The following is a 17548-nucleotide window of genomic DNA, read 5'->3' as shown; positions in this document are numbered from 1 at the left end:
TTGCGGCTTTCGCCGGCCGCTTTTTCAAGGTGGTCTGCGTAGATCGAAGGGCATGGCTTCTTCGATCTGGTCATGGTTCGCCTTCGCGGCGCTGCTTCTCCCCACAGGGGGCGTCGTCCTGTGGCTGCTGCGCCAGCGCAGCGGCCTGCGTAACCAGGTGGCCGCGCTCGCGCACGATGTCGAGGCGCTCAATGATCGGCTCTGGAATCTGGCGGACAGCGAGGAGCGTTACCGGAGCCTGATCGAGGCCCAGGGCGACCTGATCGTTCGGCGCGACGGCATCCGGATCGTCTATGCCAACCGCGCCTACGCGGCCTTGTTCGGCGCCGGGGAGCAGGATCTCGTCGGCAGCGAGATGCTGCTGCCGCAGCTCGCCAGCCGTCCGATCATCCTGCTCGAGGGCGGCGCCCGCAGCTTCGACGAATGCCTCGCCACCTATGAGGGTGAACGCTGGATCTCCTGGATCGAGACCGCGGTGCCCGGCCCCGGCGGGCGCACGCTGATCCAGCGCGTCGGCCGCGACATCTCGGCACGCATCGCGAGCGAGGATGCGCTGGTCGAGGCGCGAGCGCGGGCCGAGGCCGCAAACGAGGCGAAGTCGCGCTTCCTGGCGACCGTCAGCCACGAGTTCCGCACGCCGCTCAACGGCATCCTCGGCATGGCCGACCTCCTGACCGATACCGGTCCCGATGCCGAGCAGGCGACCTATGTCGCGGCCCTGCGCACCTCCGGCGAAGCCCTGCTCGCGTTGGTCGACGACATCCTCGACTTCGCCAAGGTCGAGGCCGGCAAGCTGGAGTTGGTCGCGGAACCCTTCGATCCGGCCCAGCTCGTCGAGACCGTCGCGGAACTGATGGCGCCGCGCGCGCAGGCCAAGGGCATCGAACTTGCAGCCCATATCGCGCCCGACCTGCCGGCACGGCTCGTCGGCGACCGCGACCGGCTGCGCCAGATCCTGCTGAACCTCGTCGGCAACGCGGTGAAGTTCACGGAAGCCGGCGGTGTCGGCCTGAGCCTGGCCCGAACCGGGGATCGCCTCGAGATCACCGTCGCCGACACTGGGTCCGGCATCCCCTCCGACCGGCTCGACACGATCTTCGGCGAATTCGAACAGCTGGATCATGGCGCTGCCACAGGGCAGGCCGGCACCGGCCTCGGTCTCGCGATCGTGCGCCGTCTCGCCCGCCTGATGGGTGGCGAGGTTCGGGCCGAAAGCCGGCTCGGCGAGGGCGCGACCTTTCGCGTCACGCTGCCTCTCGCGGCGGCGGCTGACGCGCCGGACGCGCGGATTCCGCATTGGCCGGGGCAGCATATCCTGCTCGTTTCGCCGGCGCCCTTCGCCGTGCGCTTCCTGGCCGAAACGATCCGGACGACCGGGGCAGCCGTCTCGATCGCCGGCACGATCGAGGCCGCGCGGGCAAAGCTTGGCGGGGGGCTCCCGGTCACGGCGGTGCTGATCGACCATACGCTCGGCGATGCGCCGGCAAAGGAGCTGGCCGCGGCCGCTGCGGCGCTCGGCATCCGCGATTGCCTCATCCTGCTGTCGCCTCATGCCCGCCGGCAGTTCGGATCGCCGCAGGCGGCCGGGTTCTCCGGCTTCCTGATCAAGCCGGTGCGAACGCGCTCGCTCTACGAGCGACTGGGCAACGGCCTTCAGCCTGGGCCGTCGGCTGCGGGTGAGCCGGCCGCGCTGGCCGCGACGCTGATGCGCCAGCCCGGCGCCGGCCTGACGGTGCTGGTCGCGGAAGACAATGAGATCAACGCCCTGCTCGCGACGCGCACGCTGGAGCGTTTCGGCTGCACGGCGATCTGGGCGCGCGACGGGCGCGAGGCCCTAAAGCGGGTCGAAGCCAGCTTTGCCGGCACCGCGCCGCCCTTGGCGCTCGCGCTGCTCGATGTACGCATGCCCAAGATGACGGGGCTCGATTGTGCCCGTGCCGTGCGTGCGCTGGAGCGACGGTTCGGCCGCGCCGCCACGCTGCCGCTGGTGGCTGTCACGGCCAATGTCTCCGCCACGGACCGGGCTGCCGCCTTCGCCGCCGGGATGGATGATTGCCTGGCGAAACCCTTGGAGCGCGAGGCCCTGCTCCGTTGGCTGGAGCGCCTGTCGCAAGCGCCGGCCGGCAGTCTGACGGCTTGACGGCCGTCATCGCTCCGACGCAGTTTCGTCGCGAAGTTGTAAGATCATCGGAGCAAGCCTACCTCATGCCGGTAGCGGCAGGAGATGAGAGAAGCGATGGCATTGCACGTTTCTGGAAGCAAGAACGCGCTGCCCGGTCGGTTTTCAGCCGGCAATCCGTTCTCGCGCTTCGCCCCGTTGATATTGATGAAGGGTGGAGCCATGCGCCGATCCGGCGCCGAAATCGACGAAACGCCGCTATCGGGCACGCTTGGGCGGCTCGGCTCGCTTGAGGTGCGGCTGGCTCGCGGTCCGCGTGAGATCTGGCGGGCGCAGCGCCTGCGCTATCGCGTATTCTATCAGGAAATGTCGGCCAAGCCCGATGTGATCTCGCGCATGTTCCGTCGCGATGCCGATCGTTTCGACAAGGCCTGCGACCATCTCCTCGTTATCGATCATGCCGCGCGTGGCCGCTTCGGTGGGATCAAGCCCAAGGTCGTCGGCACCTACCGTCTGATGCGCCAGAGTGCGGCCGAGCGCCTCGGCGGCTTCTATACGCAGGGCGAGTTCGATCTCGCACCGATGCTGGCGCTCCATCCGGGCAGCCGCTTTCTCGAGCTTGGCCGCTCCTGCGTGCTGAAGCCCTATCGCACCAAGCGGACGGTCGAGCTTCTCTGGTCGGGCATCTGGGCCTATCTGCAGCATCATCGCATCGATGCGATGTTCGGCTGCGCTTCCTTCGACGGCACCGATCCGGATGCGCTGGCGCTGCCCCTGAGCTTCCTGCATCACCATGCCCGCTCGGAGGGAGCGTGGGCCGCGACCGCGCATGCCGAGCACTTCGTCGGCATGGACCGCCTGCCGCCGGAGATGGTCGACGCCAAGCTCGCGCTCAAGCAGTTGCCGCCTTTGATCAAGGGGTATCTGCGGCTCGGCGCCCGCTTCGGCACCGGCGCGGTCATTGACCGTCAGTTCGGCACGACCGATGTGCTCGTCGTGCTGCCGGTCGCCGCGATCGACAAGCGCTATGCCGACTATTACGGCGGCGAAGGCCCCCGCCACGCGGCCTGACTATTCGCCGGCTGCTGCCAGGGCGCGCAGCGCCTCGCGATAGGTCGGGTAGCGGAAGGCGTAGCCGAATTCCCGCTTCACCAGCGCGTTCGAGACGCGCTTGCTCTCGCCATAGAAGCTCGCCGCCATCGGCGAGAGCTGAGCCTGCTCGAACGGGATCTCCGGCGGCGGCTCGAGCCCCGTCAGTTCCGCCGCGAAGGTGATCACGTCCTGCGGCGGGCCGGGCTCGTCGTCGGTGACGTTGTAGATCGCGCCCTGGCGTGGCTGCGCCAGCGAGGCCATCAGCACGCCGGCGATATCGTCGACATGGATGCGGTTGAAGACCTGGCCTGGCTTGATCAGCCGGTTCGCAGTGCCGTTGCGCAGCTTGGTGATGGCGTTGCGGCCAGGGCCGTAGATGCCCGACAGGCGGAAGATCTGAACGGGCTTGCCGCTATCGCGGCCGAGCTGAAGCCAGGCCTCCTCGATCTCGACGCGCTGGCGTGTGCGAGCATTGGTCGGGGACGGCGGCGCGGCCTCGTCGATCCAGGCGCCGCCCTGATCGCCATAGACGCCGATCGTGGAGAGATAGCCGATCCAGCGCAGGTTCGGGGCGGCCATGAGCGCCGCGCGCAAGGGCCCGAGCGCCGGGTCGCCATCCTCCGCCGGCTGCACCGAGACCAGCACGGCATCGGCCTCCGCCACCGCCTTGGCGAGCGCCGACGAGACCGCGAAGCCGCCGAAGACCAGCGTCCGGATGCCCTCGCGGCTGAGCTCCGCGGCCTTCTCGGCGGAGCGCACGGTGCCCGTCACTTCCCAGCCTCGCACTAGGGCGGCGCGCGCGAAGAAGCCGGCGGAATAGCCGAGGCCGAGGATCAGGATGTTCATGCGGCGTCTTCCGTCTGGGGCGTGAGCGCATGCCATTCGGCACGCACCTGCGGGTCGGTTTCATCGGCGAGTCGCATAAGGGCGAGTTGGCCGGCGCGTTTAGTATCGAGCCGCCCCAGCGCCCAGACCGCCATCGCACGGACCAGCGGCGAGGGATCGGCGAGATGGGGCAGGGCGCTGTCGATGAGCTCCGGCCGGCCGCTATTGCCGATCGCGATCAGCACGTTGCGTAGGAAGCGGTCGCGCCCGGTGCGCTTCACCGGCGTGCCCGCGAAGAGCGTGCGGAAGGCGGGATCGTCGAGCCGGGCGAGCGCGGCGAGATCGAGCCCGTCGAGCTCGTCCTTGAGCGCCAGTCGCGTTTCCCGCGCGGCCGCGGCGAACTTGTTCCAGGGGCAGACGGCGAGGCAATCGTCGCAGCCGAAGACGCGGTTGCCGATGCCCGGACGCAAGGTGGTGTCGATATGGCCGGCATGCTCGATCGTGAGATAGGCGATGCAGCGGCGCGCATCGAGCTGGTAGGGCGCCGGGAAAGCGTCGGTCGGGCAGATATCGAGGCAGCGCCGGCAGGAGCCGCAATGGTCGCGCTCGGCCGCGTCTACCGGCAATTCGGCGGTGGTGTAGATCGCCCCGAGCAGCAGCCAGGAGCCGTGCTCGCGCGAAACCAGGACCGTGTGCTTGCCCTGCCAGCCGAGCCCGGCCGCCTGCGCCAGCGGCTTCTCCATGACGGGCGCGGTATCGACGAAGACCTTGACGTCGGCGCCGCCGCGCGCGGCGAGCAGCCCGGCGACGCTCTTCAGCTTGCCCTTGATGACGTCGTGGTAGTCGCGCCGTCTCGCATAGAGCGAGATCGCCGCCTTGTCGGGATGGGCAAGGATCGCGAGCGGATCGCCCTCGCCGGCATAGTTCATGCCGAGCATGACGACGGAGCGGACCTCGCTCCAGAGCTGGCGCGGATCGGCGCGCTGCGCCTGCCGCTCTTCCATCCAGCCCATCTCGCCTTGGTAGCCGCTCGCAAGCCAGGCCTCGAGACGGCTCGGCGCTTGCGGAATCGCATCGGCACCGGCGACGCGCATCACGGCGAAGCCTTCGGCAAGCGCGCGCTCGGCGACGGCGCGCTTCAGCTTCTCGGCCTTCAAAAATCCAGATTGTCGTAATGGGCGCTCGGAGCCATGCCGGGTATGCGGTCGCTCAGCAGCGGCCGGAAGCTCGGTCTCGACTTGATCCTCGCATACCATGCGCGAGCCGCCTCATCCTCTTCCCAGGGCACGTCGCCGAGATAGTCGACGCAGGACAGATGCGCCGCCGCCGCGAGATCGGCATAGCTCATCTGCGCCCCCGCCAGCCAGTTCCGCTTGGCCAGCAGCCAGGAGATATAGCGCAGATGATAGCGCACATTGGCGCGCGCGGCGCGGATCGCGCTCATTTCCGGCGGGCCGCCGCCCTCGTCGCGGCTCATGAAGCGCTTCATCACCTTTTCCAGCACGAGCGGGCTGGTGATCTCGTCATGAAACTTGGTGTTGAACCAGTCGAGCAGGCGGCGGACCTCGACGCGCTCGCCCGGCCCTTCCGGCAGCAAGCGGCGGTCGCCGAGCGCGAGCCCCCGCGTCTCGTCGAGATACTCCGCGATCGGCCCGGCGCCGGGCACGGCGAGTCCGTTCTGCTCCTGGAATACGGGCGTCGTGCCCGCGGTATTGAGCTCGATGAACTCCCGCCGGCGCTCCCAGACGCGTTCCTCGACCAGTTCGGCCTCCATGCCGAACTCGCTGAGCACGAGGCGGATGAAACGCGAATGCGGGCATAGCGGGTAATGATACAGGGTCGCCATGGCACTCATGAAGACTGTGAAGCAGGCAAAATGCGACGGAAGCAGGGCCGCCGGGCTTGCAGCGACCCGATAGGCGACGGCGGCTTGCTATAGTCATGCCGGAAAAACGCCACAACCCGCGATGATGGCGATCTCCGCAATTTGCCGCTGCTGCTTCGCGAAGTGGTAACCAATTTGCAAAGAGCTGGGCGTAAGCCGGCGACAGGCCCGGCCCGGGCTGACGTCCAGGCCGCCTGATTCGCGCGAGGACAGCCTTCCATGCACAACCTGATCGAAGCCTTCATCCTCGGCATCGTCGAGGGCCTGACCGAGTTCCTGCCGGTCTCCTCGACCGGGCATCTGCTCCTGATCGGCCATTTCCTCGGCTTCGAATCCAACGGCAAGACCTTCGAGGTGCTGGTCCAGCTCGGCGCGATCCTGGCGATCACGCTGGTCTATTTCCGCCGCCTGCTCGATATCGCGCTGCGCATTCCCAGCGACCCCTCCGCCCGCCGCTTCGTCATCGGCGTGCTCATCGCCTTCCTGCCGGCGGCGGTGATCGGCGCGCTGCTGCACAGCTTCATCAAGGGCGTGCTGTTCAACCCCTTCATCGTCTGCTGCACGCTGATCGCCGGCGGCCTGATCCTGCTCGTCGTCGACGAGCTGGAATTGCAGGAGAAGCACACCGACGCCACCACCTTCCCGCTGCCGATGTATTTCAAGATCGGGTTGATCCAGTGCCTGGCGATGATCCCCGGCGTCTCGCGCTCGGGCTCGACCATCGTCGGCGCCATGCTGCTCGGCGCCAGCAAGCGCGCGGCGGCCGAGTTCTCCTTCTTCCTGGCGATGCCGACCATGGCCGGCGCCTTCGCCTATGACCTCCTGAAGAGCTACAAATTCCTCACCTTCGACGATGGCGTGCTGATCGGCGTCGGTTTCGTCGCCGCCTTCATCTCGGCCCTGATCGTGGTGCGCAGTTTCCTCGATTTCGTCTCGAAGCGCGGCTTCGCGCTCTTCGCCTGGTGGCGGATCATCGTCGGCATGGTCGGCCTTGCCGGCCTCTGGGTCGTCGGCTGAAGCCGAGGCCTCAAGCCGGCCGTGACGGGTCGTTGAGCGAGTCCGCCAGCGTCGGCGTCCGGCTCGGCGTCAGTTGCGGCAACGACGCCGTCTGCCGCTCGATCATGCGGTGGACCACCGGTGGGTTCGGGCCGCTATGCAGGGCGCGGACCTGCTCGCCGATCTCGGCATCGGCCTGGGTGACGCGCTGGTTCTGCCGGACATATTCGACCCAGGTCGGGCTGTCGTAACGCTCGATCCAGAGCGTCGGGTCGGTCAGGTCGCGCAGCAGCGTCCAGTGCCGGGCGCCGTCGCGACGCCGGATGCGCCGCCGCTCCGCCATCACGGTCAGGAAGGCGACGACGTCCTCCGGCTTGATGATGTACTCGATGGTGACGATGACCGGGCCGGAGCGCGGCTCGATATCGACCGCGACCTTGGGCTCGCGCCAGCGGCTGAGCGGGTCGAGATTGAGTTCCTCGAGCGGCGGCAGGCGGTAGCGCAGTCCCATCACGGCACCGGCGACCAGGACCACGGCCGACATCAGCAGCGCCTTCTCGACGCCGAAATGCAGCGCCGAGCGGCCCCAGGCCCAGCTGCCCATCGCCATGCCGCCGAAGGTCGCCATCTGGTACATCGCCAGCGCCCGGCCGACGACCCAGCGCGGCGCCGAAAGCTGCACCGTCGCGTTGAAAGTCGAGAGCGCCAGAACCCAGCAGGCGCCGCAGACGCACAGGCCCGCCATGGCCAGCCAGATCGTCTGGCTGAAGGCAATCAGCGTCACGCCGCAGGCATAGGCGACGAAGGTCGAGCGGACGAGCGCTTCCGTGCTCATCGCCCGTCGCAGGCGCGCGCTCATGAAGGCGCCCGCCACCGCGCCGGCGCCGAAGGCCCCGAGCAGCACGCCATAGGTCAGCGGGCCGCCGCGCACGAGATCGCGCGCGATCAGCGGCAGCAGCGCCAGGCCCACGATGGCGCCGAAACCATAGACGAAGGCGCGCAGCGTGACCGTGCGGATGTTCGGGGACATCGCGACATAGCGGATGCCCGCGCTCATCGCGATGAACAGCGTCTCGCGCGGCAAGAGCCGCTCGACCTTGGGCGGAGACCAGCGCGCCAGCACGACGAGCAGCGGGATATAGCTGAAGGCGTTGATGATGAAGGCCGCAACCGCGCCGGCCGCCGCGACGATCGCGCCGCCGATCGCCGGCCCGACGCTGCGGGCGATGTTGAAGGCGACGCTGTTCAGCGTCACCGCTGCCGGCACGTCGCGGCGCGGGACCATGTCGCCGACCGAGGATTGCCAGGCCGGGTTGTTCAGCGCCGTGCCGCAGCCGATCAGGAAGGTGAAGGTGAGCAGCAGCCAGGGCGTGATCAGGCCGAACCAGGCGAAGACCGCAAGCCCGATCGAGACCGCCAGCATGAAGCATTGCGCGGTCAGCAGGATCTTGCGTCGGTCGTAATTGTCGGCGATGGCGCCGGCCGCGAGCGAGAACAGCATCACCGGCAAGGTCGTCGAGGCCTGGACCAGCGCCACCATCTCGGCCGAGGGCGAGATCGAGGCCATCATCCAGGAGGCGCCGACCGCCTGGACCAGCCCACCGAAATTCGAGATGAGGCTGGCGAACCAGACGGCGCGGAAGATCGGCTGCTGCAGCGGAACGAAGGGCGAGACCCGGGCCCGGGTAGGCTTGATGCCCTCCGAGGCGAGCTCGGCTTCTACGACATCGGCCGTGGGCTGGGCGTGCGGGTCGTCAGGCATGTCATAGGGTTAGAGCATGAGCGCTGGAGGGGGAAACCCTTTCCATCTGGAAGATGTCGAAACTTGGAAAGTTTTTCTCCCAACCTGTTTCGACATTCCCTGAGCCCTCATCCTGAGGAGCGCCGTAGGCGCGTCTCGAAGGATGTTTCAGGAGGCTCCCGAACCATCTGGAGCATCCTTCGAGACGCCGCGTTCCGCGGCTCCTCAGGATGAGGGCTGGGGTCCCTCATCAGTCTCTCACGTCGCCCGCGCGGCAGCGGCCTCGCGTACTTGCCGCGGCGGGCGCGCCTTGCGGGCGCGCAGGCCATGACTGAGCGCCACCGCGAGGCCCGCGAGCGCGACCCAATGCGCCGGCCGGATCGAGGCATAGTCCTGATAGGTCAGGATATCGGCATTGGCCTGGAAGACCAGCCAGGCCGAGACGCCGGAGGTCGCCGCATACCAGCCCGCTTCAAGGCTGGCCGTAAGCAGCCCGCCGAGAAGCGCCACTCCGACGAGAGCCGGCACGGAGATCGGCAGCTTCCAGCGATACAGGCCGCGATAGAGCATCAGCAGCAGGAACAGCCCGCTCATCAGCACCGGCTCGGTGACGTCGATCTTCGATTGCAGCGCGAAATGCAGCAGTGCCAGCATCGCAATGGGATAGACGAGATTGTGCAGGCGCTGCCAGTTCTTGCCGAGGCGGCGGATCATGCCGTCGGTCGAGGTCACGCCCTGCGCAACGAGGCCGATCAGCGCGACGAAGCCGATCGTCAGGTAGAAGCGCTTGACGATCTCGGAGACGATCAGGCCCCAGTCGAAGGCCATGTCGATGCAGTAGAGCGCCAGATGCCCGAGCGCGTAGGCCATGACGCCGAGACCGAGCATGCGGCGGATGCCGATCAGCTTGCTCCAGTCGAGCAGCCCCCGGAACGGCGAGACCGCGAGCGTGGCGATGAGGATCCTGACCGTCCAGGTCCCGGTCTGGTGGATCGCCTGCGTCCAGGGCTTCGAGCCGAGCTGATGCATCCAGGCGGCGTAGAGCAGCATGAGCGCGGGCACGAGGAGCAGCGCGAAGGCCGCGGCCCTTAAGGTCGAGAACCGGCCCTGCCGGTCGGTCCATGGCAGCCAGGTGCGGAAGCTGGTATTTGCGGGGCGGGCGCTCATCACCCCGGCATAGACGATGGGGTCCACCCCTGTCCCGCACATCTGGACACAAGGGCGTGAATGGGTTGTCCTGCCGGCCCTTTCAACCGGGTTCGGTCATGGCTTCCAGCACTTCCATCGTCGTCTTCGATGTCGGCAACGTCCTGCTGCGCTGGGATGCGCGGCTGATTTACCGCTCGCTGATCCCCGAGCCCGAGCGGCTCGACTGGTTCATGCAGAACATCTGCACGGGCGACTGGAATCTGGAGCAGGATCGCGGCCGGAGCTGGGAGGAGGGCGTGGCCCTTCTGGTCAGGCAGCATCCGGAATGGGAGCGCGAGATCCGCGCCTTCGACGAGAGCTGGCACGACAGCGTGCCGCATACCATCGCCGACAGCGTCGCCGTGCTGGAAGAGCTGAAGGGGCAGGGCGAGAAGGTCTATGCCATCACCAATTTCTCGCGCGAGAAATGGGCTGAATGCCTGGTCCGCTTCCCGTTCCTGCAGAGCTTCGACGGCGTCGTCGTCTCCGCCCATGAGCGGATGTTGAAGCCGGAGCGCGCGATCTACGAGGTGCTGTTCGATCGTTACGGTCTGAAGGCTGGCGACTGCATCTTCGTCGATGACAGCGAGAAGAACGTGGTGGGGGCCCGCGCCGCCGGCATGCGGGCCGTCCATTTCGTCGAGCCCATCGACCTGCGCGCCGAATTGCGCGGCCTGGGCGTCAGGCTCTGACGGGCAGAGCCTGACGGGGGAGAGCGCAGGCGATCAGGCCGCGCTCTTGATCGCGACGCTCGGCACGAGGCCGGCGGCATCGACGCCGCGGGCTTCGCCGACCAGCCGGGCGCCGGCCTTGGTCGCGAGGAAATCGGCGAGGACGGCGTCTTCCTGGCGCACGAAGCCCTTGGCGGGCAGCTTGCCGGCGAGGAACAGCTCGACCATCGCGACGCAGCCGGCGGCGGTGGTGAGCTGGATCGCGCCGAGCTCGTCATTGCCGTCATAACGCAGCACGACGCTCTCTTCCTCGAGGCGGCCGTTGCGCTCGCCGACGCCGGTCACGAAGATCACGACCACGTCCTTGCGGGTGAAGGGCGCGGAATGCGTCAGGATGCGGCGCAGGGTCTCGCGGTCGTCGGCGAGGTCGAGGTCGCGCAGCAGCAGCTTCATGATCTCGGCATGGCCGGGATAGCGCAGCGTCTTGTAGCTCATGTTGCGGACCTTGCCGGCGAGCGTCTCGGTCAGCGTGCCGAGGCCGCCCGAGGTGTTGAAGGCCTCGTAGGCGACGCCGTCGATCATGACGCTCTCGATGCCTTCAAGCGCCGGCACCAGGGTCGGCTGGCCGTCGAAGACGATCTCGCAGGGGTTGCAGTATTCGTTGATCAGGCCATCGACCGACCAGGTCACGTTGTAGCGCAGCGCATTGGTCGGATAGAGCGGCAGCGCGCCGACGCGCATCTTGATGGCGCGGACGTTCTCGAAACGCGCCGCCATGTCGGCGCCGAGGATGCAGATGAAGCCGGGCGCCAGCCCGCACTGCGGAACGAGCGCGACGTCGGAGGTCTCGCCGAGTTCCTTGATGTAGGAGGTGGTGGCGACGTCCTCGGTCAGGTCGAAATAATGGGTCTTGGTCTCGGCCGCGACCTTGGCGATGCCCTTGTTCAGGAAATAGGGGCAGGCGCTGACGACGATGTCGCGGTCTTTCAGGAACACGCGGAGCGCGTCGAGGTTCGAGGCGTCGACGGTCTCGGTGGCGAAGCGGCTGCCGGCGGCGTTCTTGAGCTGCGCGGCGGACGCGTCGGCCAGTGTCACCTGATGGCCCTGCTCGGCCAGCATGCCGGCGATGATGACGCCGATCTGGCCGGCGCCGAGCACGGCAATGCGCTTCTTGATGGTCATCTTGCTATCTCCTGGTGGGTATCGGGTCGGCCAGGAGCCTCCCCCTCGATGCGGAGCATCGCCGCAAGCCACGCAGGCTTTAACGGGCGGATCGCCGGAGGAGGATGTTTTGATCAGTCAATTCGATGGGATATGAACAAGAGTGACGGGAAACGGCGAGCACTGCGGCAGCCGCGCGCTCAACGCTCGAACTTGCGGGCCAGAATCACCGAGGAGGTCGTCCGGCGCACGCCTTCCATTTCCGCGATCCAGTCGATGATCGTGTCGAGGTCGCTGGAGGTCTCGCACTCGATCTTGACGCTGAGGTCGAAATGGCCGCTCAGCGTGTGGCATTGCACGATTTCCGGCCGCTTTTTCAACGCCGCGACCACGCCGCCCTGCTGTTTCATCTCCAGTTCGATCAGGATCAGCGCCGCAATCGTGGTTGCCGGCCGGCTCGCCTTGCCGAGAATCGTGGTGTAGCCGGCGATCACTCCGTCGCGTTCGAGACGGCTGAGCCGTCCCTGCGCCGTCGCGCGGGAGACGCCGAGCTGCTTGGCGATCTCCGACAGCGGCAGGCGGGCATTCTCGGTGAGGATGCGGATGAGCTCGCGGTCCTTCGCGGCGTCTGACGGCCGTGCCATGTCGTCTCCAGCGGTTCGGCGGGGGCGTCATATAGCAGGGAAATCCCGGCTTATCGCAAGAGCCGCCTTCAGTACCGCTGAGACCGGCGCCGTCAATTGACGGTATGGAACGAAAAGCCTGCCCGAAAAGGAACATCTTGTGGTCCGAAGCATTGCTCACGCGCCGGAGGGACTTGCTTCGGGGTGAAAATCGGAGTGGCATGCCGACCGGCGGCAGCACGCTTTGCCATGGAGAACGCCATGTTCAGGACTCTCATTCTCGCATCAGCATCGGCTTTCGCCCTTGTCTCCTTCTCCGTGGTGCCCGCTTCGGCGCTGACCATGAAGGAATGCAGCGTCAAGTATCAGGACGCCAAGAAGGCCAATACGCTGAAGGGCCAGAAGTGGAACGATTTCCGCAAGGCCCAGTGCGGCGACGACGACGCTGCCGACGACGAGGCTGCGGCTGCCATGCCGGCCGAGCCGGCGAAGCCCGCCGCTTCCGCTACGGCGGCGGCACCCGCTGCCAAGCCCGCCGCGATGCCTGCCGGCAAGGCGAAGCCTGCTGTCTTCCCGAAGGCGGTTTCGCAGAAATATTCGAGCGAGACGGCCGGCAAGGCGCGCCTCAAGACCTGCGTCGATCAGTACAATGCCAACAAGGCGGCCAATGCCAATGGCGATCTCAAGTGGATCGAGAAGGGCGGCGGCTACTGGAGCCAGTGCAACACCAAGCTGAAGGGCTGATCTTCAGACGCAGCCGAGTTTCCGGAACGCCGCGCCGCAAGGCGCGGCGTTTTTCGTTCGTAGGGTCGTTAAGGGAAACGCGTTGTCATTCCGGACAAGCCGCGCGAGCGGCGCCGATCCGGAACCCACGACCGGGTGAGACATTCTATGCCGCGTCGGAGCCGCTCACCCAGTCGTGGGTTCCGGGTTCTTCGCTACGCGAAGCCCCGGAATGACGAGGCGGGATTCGAAGCCGCTGCGATCAGGTGGGGGCATCGCTCAAAGCGACTGCGAGGGGCGTGAACCTGAATCGGTCGGCCGGCTTGGTGCGGGGTCGCCCGGCCGCTGCCCCTTGCTGATCATCTCGCCGCGCGAGCGGATGACATGGGCCGTCACCACCTCCTGGACGCGCTTCTCCGCGGCATCGCGCACGGCGTTGCGATTGGCCGGCCGGCCGTCCTCGGTTTCGATCAGTTCGATCGTGGCGTTGGTCAGGGCGTCGACATCGCCCTTGCAGAACAGCATCGCGGCCTTGGCGACGACCTCCGCTTTTTCGTCCGTGAGCAGCATCGGCGCGCCCTCGCGGCCGATACAGGCCAGCATCTTGGTGCGGATCAGGTCGCGCGTCTTTTCCAGCAACGCCTTTTTCTCGGCCCGCGCCGCTCGCTCCTGCTCGCTCGGCTGAGGCGTCTGCGCCTGGGCGGGAGCGCCGGGCGAGACCGGCCCGCGCACATTGGCGCTCTGCTTCACACATTCGACCAGCGCCGGCAGCATCTCGCCGGTCGAGGTCAGCGCGAAGGTATAGCGTGCGTCATTGGCCACCAGCTCGAGATAGCGCCCCTGACGGAAGGCGTTGATCAGGGCGGATTGTGCCGGCATGGCGATGGTGACGAGCGTTGGCGACTTGATGTTGGCGGTGACGTCGATGGTCGAGCGCCGATCGAACACGAGCTGAAGCTTCAGCGTCTCGCCGGTCCTGAGTTTCCAGTCTGGCTTCGAGAAGCCGAGCAGCCAGGAGAATTGCGCGGTTACCGAGGTCAGCATCGTGACGCCGCTCTTGTAGCTGGCGCTGACGGCGCAATGCGAGAAGGCGCCGGTCTGGTCGTTGGTGAAGGTCCCGCCCGACCAGTTGCCGACGACGATCTTGCCGAACGGGCCGGCCGCCGACGCCGGCAACGACAGAAAACAGCTCAGGGCGACGATCGCGGCCCGCATCCAGTTTCCTCCGTTGAAATCCCATCCCAAGGCTAAAGCAGGATGGCGGCTGGGGGGAACCCGCTTTTTCGTCAGGCCGCCTCGCGCTTGAGCGGGCGCAGCAACATGGCGAGGAGATCGCTCTGGCTGACGAGCCCGGTCAGACGCTCCTGGTCGTCGACCACGATGACGGCGTGGTGGCGGCCATCGGTGAGGGCGGCGATGAGATCGACGGCCGGCTCGTCCGGGCGCGCGATCACGGCGGGAGACATCACGTCGCGCACGCGCAGGCCCGGGTGCGTCAGTTCGCGCAGGCCGACCGTGCCGAGCACCCGGTTCTCGCGGTCGACCACCGGCAGCGTCCGGACCGCATGGTCGAGCAGCAGACGGCGGGCGGTCTCGATATCGTCGTGCTGGTCGACCCGGACGAGGTCGCGCGACATGATGTCGGCGCAGCGCGGCAGGTCGTGCTTGCGGGCGAGCGCATGCAATTCGACGCGCCGCAGCAGCCGGTCGAGATCCTCCCGGTCGATGTCGAAGGTCTCGCCGACATCGCTCAGCGCCGCGTCGATATCGGCCTCATTGAAGCCGACGCGCTGCGCCGACGGCAGGTCCTTGGTGCCGTGGCTGTTCGCCGGGGCCTGCGCGCGATGCGGATAGCTGTGGCTGGAGAAGCGATGGAACGCGATGCCGAGCAGGGTCAGCACCAGCGCGTTGAGGCCGACGGGAACGAAGGCGAAGCCGAGCCCGTAGGTCGCGACTGCCGGCCCGCCCAGCGCCGCGGTCAGCGCGGCCGCCCCGCCCGGCGGATGCAGGCAGCGCAGCAGCGACATGGCCGCGATCGCGAATGCGACGGCGCAGCCGGCCGCGACCGCTGGCTCCGGCACATAGCGGCTGACGAGGAGCCCGATCAGGGCGGAGACGGTGTTGCCGCCGACAATCGACCATGGCTGCGCCAGAGGACTCGACGGGATCGCGAAGAGCAGCAGGGCGGAGGCGCCCATCGGCGCGACGAGCAGCGGCAGGTGCGGATCATTGCCGAGCAGCAGGCTGCAGATCAGCCCGGTCGCGCCGACACAGACAAGCGCGCCAACGCAGGCGACCAGCCGGTCGCGCCAGGTCGCGCCGGCCAGGATCGGCACGAAGAAACGGAACCGGGAACGACGGCTCGCCGGGGAAGGAGGGGAAGCGGAATTCATAACGGCCGATTGGGCTGCTTAAATATCAGGCAGGTCCAATAGGCCGATCGGGATCGGCAGGGCAACGCCATTCAGCCGTCAAATCGGCGGTCATTCTGCAAAAGGCAGAAACGCCATTTCGAACCGCGCGATCGGAGAATTTCGATCTAGGGACCGTTCATGATCTCCGGAACCACGCAGGTCATCCCGGACTTGACCCGGAATCCATGCCTGAGCGCTTTCGTAGAAGGTTCAGGCATGAATCCCGGCTCTCCACTGCGCTTCGGCCGGGATGACCGCATTTCCGAGAAGAGATGATTGCCTTTGGCCGGTCGTCCGGCAGGGCAACCTGCTCGCTATCAATCGACGACGCGCACCGCGCCCTTGGCCGCGCTCGTCGTCGTCGCGGCATAGGCCTTCAGCGCGGTCGTGACCTTGCGCTTGCGCGGCGCGGCCGGCTTCCAGGCATCCTTGCCCTTCGCCTCCATCGCGGCGCGGCGGCGCGCCAGTTCCTCGTCTGAGACCTGCAATGAAATGCTGCGATTGGGGATGTCGATCGCGATGATGTCGCCGCTCTCGACGAGGCCGATCGCGCCGCCCTCGGCCGCTTCCGGCGAGACATGGCCGATCGAAAGACCGGAGGAACCGCCGGAGAAGCGTCCGTCGGTGATCAGTGCGCAGGCTTTGCCGAGGCCCTTCGACTTCAGATAGCTCGTCGGATAGAGCATCTCCTGCATGCCCGGCCCACCGCGGGGGCCCTCATAGCGGATCAGCACGATATCGCCGGGCTTGACCTTGCGGTTGAGGATGCCCTCGACCGCGGCGTCCTGGCTCTCGAAGATCACGGCCGGGCCGGAGAACTTCAGGATCGAGGCATCGACGCCGGCCGTCTTCACGATGCAGCCGTCGAGCGCGATGTTGCCGAACAGCACGGCGAGACCGCCATCCTTGGAATAGGCATGCTCTGCGCTGCGGATCACGCCCTTCTCGCGGTCGGCGTCGAGCTCGGCGAAGCGCCGGTCCTGGCTGAAGGCCGTCTGGGTCGGCACGCCGCCGGGCGCGGCGCTATAGAAGGAGCGCACCGCCTCGCTCTCTGTCCGGGTGATGTCCCAGCGCGCCAGCGCGTCCGCCATCGTCGTGCTGTGCACGGTCGGCAGCGAGGTGTCGATCAGCCCGGCGCGGTCGAGCTCGCCGAGGATGGCCATGATGCCGCCGGCGCGATGCACGTCTTCCATATGAACGTCGGCGACGGCCGGCGCGACCTTGCACAGCACCGGCACCCGCCGCGACAGCCGGTCGATATCGGCCATGGTGAAGTCGATCTCGGCCTCATGCGCTGCCGCCAGCAGATGCAGCACCGTGTTGGTCGAGCCGCCCATGGCGATGTCGAGCGTCATCGCGTTCTCGAACGCCTTGAACGAGCCGACATTGCGCGGCAGCGCGCTCTCGTCGTCCTGCTCGTAGTAGCGGCGGGCGAGATCGACGATCAGATGGCCCGCCTCGACGAAGAGGCGCTTGCGGTCGGCATGGGTGGCGAGCGTCGAGCCGTTGCCGGGCAGCGCGAGGCCGAGCGCCTCGGTCAGGCAGTTCATCGAATTGGCGGTGAACATGCCCGAGCAGGAGCCGCAGGTCGGGCAGGCCGAGCGCTCGATCACGTCGACTTCGGCGTCGGTGTACTTGTCGTCGGCCGCTGCGATCATCGCATCGACGAGGTCGACCTTCTTCAGCACGCCTTCGGCGATGAACTTGCCGGCCTCCATCGGCCCGCCCGAGACGAAGACGGTCGGGATGTTCAGGCGCATCGAGGCCATCAGCATGCCGGGCGTGATCTTGTCGCAATTCGAGATGCAGACCATCGCGTCGGCGCAATGTGCGTTGACCATGTATTCGACGCTGTCGGCGATCAGCTCGCGCGAGGGCAGACTGTAGAGCATGCCGTCATGGCCCATGGCGATGCCGTCATCGACCGCGATCGTGTTGAACTCCTTGGCGACGCCGCCGGCCTTCTCGATCTCGCGCGCGACGAGCTGGCCGAGGTCCTGGAGATGGACATGGCCGGGCACGAACTGGGTGAAGGAGTTCACCACCGCGATGATCGGCTTGCCGAAATCGCTGTCCTTCATGCCGGTGGCGCGCCACAGGCCGCGGGCGC

15 protein-coding genes (1 of these 15 only partly in view) are annotated in these 17548 nt (G+C 67.2%); 5 read left to right on the top strand and 10 right to left on the bottom strand.

The features are described from left to right. Positions 1 to 52 precede the first annotated feature (52 nt). Both AC6RIC_RS25850 and olsB read left to right on the top strand, forming a co-directional pair. The gene (locus tag AC6RIC_RS25850; RefSeq protein ID WP_499734512.1) at positions 53 to 2140 is read left to right on the top strand and encodes a hybrid sensor histidine kinase/response regulator; all 2088 of its coding nucleotides are present in this window, start codon (positions 53 to 55) and stop codon (positions 2138 to 2140) included. Between the two features lie 96 nt (positions 2141 to 2236). Then, positions 2237 to 3190 (top strand): l-ornithine N(alpha)-acyltransferase, encoded by a 954-nt coding sequence (olsB, locus tag AC6RIC_RS25845; protein ID WP_454658727.1) that lies wholly within the window; start codon positions 2237 to 2239, stop codon positions 3188 to 3190. Here olsB and AC6RIC_RS25840 read toward each other — a convergent pair whose 3' ends face one another. Genes AC6RIC_RS25840 through AC6RIC_RS25830 form a run of 3 tightly spaced genes read right to left on the bottom strand, consistent with a single transcriptional unit; the run spans position 3191 to position 5882 of the window. Further along, positions 3191 to 4057, bottom strand: a complete 867-nt coding sequence (locus AC6RIC_RS25840) for an SDR family oxidoreductase (RefSeq protein WP_499734511.1) — start codon at positions 4055 to 4057, stop codon at positions 3191 to 3193. Further along, positions 4054 to 5130 (bottom strand): tRNA epoxyqueuosine(34) reductase QueG, encoded by a 1077-nt coding sequence (gene queG / locus AC6RIC_RS25835; protein WP_499736659.1) that lies wholly within the window; start codon positions 5128 to 5130, stop codon positions 4054 to 4056. Before queG ends, AC6RIC_RS25840 begins: the two co-directional genes overlap by 4 nt. A 59-nt stretch (positions 5131 to 5189) precedes the next feature. Further along, positions 5190 to 5882 carry a glutathione S-transferase family protein gene (locus AC6RIC_RS25830; RefSeq protein WP_499734510.1) on the bottom strand — a complete coding sequence of 231 codons (693 nt, stop codon included), beginning with the start codon at positions 5880 to 5882 and terminating at the stop codon, positions 5190 to 5192. 258 nt (positions 5883 to 6140) lie between these two features. Between AC6RIC_RS25830 and AC6RIC_RS25825 the strand changes: the two genes are divergently transcribed. Continuing rightward, positions 6141 to 6938, top strand: coding sequence for an undecaprenyl-diphosphate phosphatase (locus AC6RIC_RS25825; protein ID WP_499734509.1), 798 nt, complete (start codon positions 6141 to 6143; stop codon positions 6936 to 6938). Positions 6939 to 6948: 10 nt separating this feature from the next. Here the strand turns inward: AC6RIC_RS25825 and AC6RIC_RS25820 are convergent, their stop codons facing one another. Then, entirely contained in the window at positions 6949 to 8679 is a 1731-nt protein-coding gene (locus tag AC6RIC_RS25820; protein WP_454658722.1) for an MFS transporter, read from the bottom strand. A gap of 237 nt (positions 8680 to 8916) precedes the next feature. Next, positions 8917 to 9852 carry a protein-methionine-sulfoxide reductase heme-binding subunit MsrQ gene (gene msrQ / locus AC6RIC_RS25815; protein ID WP_499734508.1) on the bottom strand — a complete coding sequence of 312 codons (936 nt, stop codon included), beginning with the start codon at positions 9850 to 9852 and terminating at the stop codon, positions 8917 to 8919. A 71-nt stretch (positions 9853 to 9923) separates the two neighbouring features. On the opposite strand from msrQ, the gene AC6RIC_RS25810 reads away from it, so the two are divergent. After that, positions 9924 to 10538, top strand: a complete 615-nt coding sequence (locus AC6RIC_RS25810) for an HAD family hydrolase (RefSeq protein WP_499734507.1) — start codon at positions 9924 to 9926, stop codon at positions 10536 to 10538. A gap of 33 nt (positions 10539 to 10571) precedes the next feature. Here AC6RIC_RS25810 and AC6RIC_RS25805 read toward each other — a convergent pair whose 3' ends face one another. Together AC6RIC_RS25805 and AC6RIC_RS25800 are read right to left on the bottom strand one after the other, a co-directional pair. Next, on the bottom strand, positions 10572 to 11699 hold the full coding sequence (locus tag AC6RIC_RS25805; RefSeq protein WP_499734506.1) for a saccharopine dehydrogenase family protein: 1128 nt from the start codon (positions 11697 to 11699) through the stop codon (positions 10572 to 10574). A gap of 179 nt (positions 11700 to 11878) precedes the next feature. After that, positions 11879 to 12322 (bottom strand): Lrp/AsnC family transcriptional regulator, encoded by a 444-nt coding sequence (locus tag AC6RIC_RS25800; RefSeq protein WP_061971852.1) that lies wholly within the window; start codon positions 12320 to 12322, stop codon positions 11879 to 11881. A gap of 240 nt (positions 12323 to 12562) precedes the next feature. On the opposite strand from AC6RIC_RS25800, the gene AC6RIC_RS25795 reads away from it, so the two are divergent. Further along, on the top strand, positions 12563 to 13045 hold the full coding sequence (locus AC6RIC_RS25795; protein ID WP_499734505.1) for a hypothetical protein: 483 nt from the start codon (positions 12563 to 12565) through the stop codon (positions 13043 to 13045). Positions 13046 to 13303: 258 nt separating this feature from the next. Here the strand turns inward: AC6RIC_RS25795 and AC6RIC_RS25790 are convergent, their stop codons facing one another. The 3 genes from AC6RIC_RS25790 to ilvD all read right to left on the bottom strand — a co-directional run. Further along, on the bottom strand, positions 13304 to 14239 hold the full coding sequence (locus AC6RIC_RS25790; RefSeq protein WP_499734504.1) for a hypothetical protein: 936 nt from the start codon (positions 14237 to 14239) through the stop codon (positions 13304 to 13306). Between the two features lie 71 nt (positions 14240 to 14310). Next, complete coding sequence (locus tag AC6RIC_RS25785; protein WP_499734503.1) at positions 14311 to 15417, bottom strand: HPP family protein; 1107 nt, start codon at positions 15415 to 15417, stop codon at positions 14311 to 14313. A gap of 338 nt (positions 15418 to 15755) precedes the next feature. Beyond that, a protein-coding gene (ilvD, locus tag AC6RIC_RS25780) for a dihydroxy-acid dehydratase (RefSeq protein ID WP_499734502.1) crosses the window boundary here: on the bottom strand, positions 15756 to 17548 show its 3' portion. Its footprint extends 49 nt past the window's final position; 1793 of the gene's 1842 nt are visible here — the last part of the coding sequence; the start codon falls outside the window, past its right edge; the stop codon is at positions 15756 to 15758.

The sequence above is a fragment of the Allobosea sp. TBD101 genome, from assembly GCF_059817965.1.
This window is presented reverse-complemented; position numbering and strand designations above follow the sequence as displayed.